General features: G+C 50.0%; 1 protein-coding gene. It reads right to left on the reverse strand.

Features of this window, described 5'->3' with window-relative positions:
- Positions 1-202 (reverse strand): hypothetical protein (locus tag M0415_RS21420; protein ID WP_249560544.1); only part of this gene is annotated, 202 nt, incomplete at both ends.

Raw genomic sequence — 202 nt, forward strand, 5'->3', positions numbered from 1 at the left:
GGTGGTCTTTTCACAGCGGTTATTGGTCGCTGAATAGGTATAGCCAGAAGCACAAACCTTGCTTGCCGCCTGGGTAACGGTCTTTTCGCAGCGTTTATTCGTTGTCGAGTAGGTATAGCCGCTAGCACAAACAGGTGTCGCGCTGCTTGTGGTGGTCTTTTCACAGCGGTTATTAGTCGCTGAATAGGTATAGCCTGAAGCA

The sequence above is a fragment of the Shewanella sp. 10B genome, assembly GCF_023475885.1.
Classification (GTDB): domain Bacteria; phylum Pseudomonadota; class Gammaproteobacteria; order Enterobacterales; family Shewanellaceae; genus Shewanella; species Shewanella mangrovisoli.